The organism is Actinosynnema sp. NPDC023658 (assembly GCF_040639995.1).
Taxonomy (GTDB): Bacteria; Actinomycetota; Actinomycetes; order Mycobacteriales; family Pseudonocardiaceae; genus Actinosynnema.
On record NZ_JBFAAX010001343.1, the window covers coordinates 1 to 1,279 of the forward strand.

At 73.9% G+C, this 1,279-nt stretch carries 2 protein-coding genes; both read left to right on the forward strand.

Going from position 1 to position 1,279, the window contains the following annotated elements; genetic code table 11:
- A partial coding sequence (locus AB0G02_RS40820) for an LLM class flavin-dependent oxidoreductase (RefSeq protein WP_360806096.1) occupies positions 1-547 on the forward strand: 547 nt, incomplete at its 5' end.
- 122 nt (positions 548-669) lie between these two features.
- Positions 670-1,279, forward strand: a 610-nt coding sequence (locus tag AB0G02_RS40825; protein ID WP_360806099.1) for a S8 family serine peptidase, incomplete at its 3' end; no start/stop codon positions are given.

Genomic DNA, 1,279 nt, shown 5'->3' on the forward strand with positions numbered 1-1,279 from the left:
GTCGAAGGGGCGGATGCGGCTGCTGACCGTCGGCCTCGGGACGCTGCCGGGCGAGGCCAGGGCGGTCGGGGTCGACTTCGCCACCCGCGGCCGTCGCGCCGACGAGGCGATCGACGTGCTGCGGCTGCTGTGGGAGGGCGGCGAGGACGGTGTCAGCTTCGACGGCGAGTTCTTCGCCTTCGACGACCTGTGCAGCTACCCGAAGCCGCACGGGGTCGCGCACCTGCCGATCCACGTCGGCGGGTCGAGCCGGGCCGCCGCGCGCCGGGCCGGTCGACGTGGCGACGGCTACTTCCCCGGCGGGATGCTGATGCCCGACGAGCGGGCGGCCCAGTGGGACCTCGCCCGGCGGACCGCCGCCGAGGCCGGCCGTGACCCGGACGCGCTGGAGCACACCCGGTGGGGCTCGATCGACATGTCCGCCGAGCTGGCGGAGGCGTTGGCCGAGCAGGGCGTGACCCGCGTCGTGGTGAGCGCGACCAGCGCCGACCCGGCCGAGCAGCGCGACCAGCTGTCGGCGTTCGCCGAGCGGTTCGGGCTCCTCTGACCCCCACCCGCGCGGCATGATCCGCGACACGACGACCTTCGGGCTGCCGCACCGCTCCGCGTCACGACCTGCGTCCGGCATGTCACGCTGAGTGTTCGGATCTCAACCCTGCGGAGGTTCCGATGAAGCGCAAGGTCGTTGTGGTGAACGGGGCGCTGGGCGCTGTGGCGCTCACCGCCGGACTCCTGGTCGGTGCGCCCCCGGCGGGCGCGGCGGAAGGCGACATCGGGCTCGCCGCCGCCGGCACGGCCGTGCCCGGGCACTACCTGGTGGTGCTGAAGGACCAAGTGGGCGCCCAGGCGTCCGATCTCACCGCCAAGTACGGCGGGACCGTCACGGCGACGTGGCGGCACGCGTTGCACGGCTTCGCCGTCACCGCCGGTGAACGGGAAGCGAGGAGGCTCGCCGCGGACCCCGCAGTGCGGTCGGTGAGCCAGGACGGCTTCGTCCGGGCGGTCGACGCGCAGCCGAACCCGCCGTCGTGGGGGCTGGACCGCATCGACCAGCGCGACCTGCCGCTGAACGCGTCCTACAGCTACGACACGACCGCGGCGAACGTGCACGCGTACATCGTCGACACCGGCATCCGGACCACCCACGCGACGTTCGGCGGTCGGGCGTCGTGGGGTTACGACGCGGTGGACGGCACCAACACCGACTGCAACGGCCACGGCACGCACGTGGCCGGCACGGTCGGCGGCAGCCAGTACGGCGTCGCCAAGGGCGTGCAGC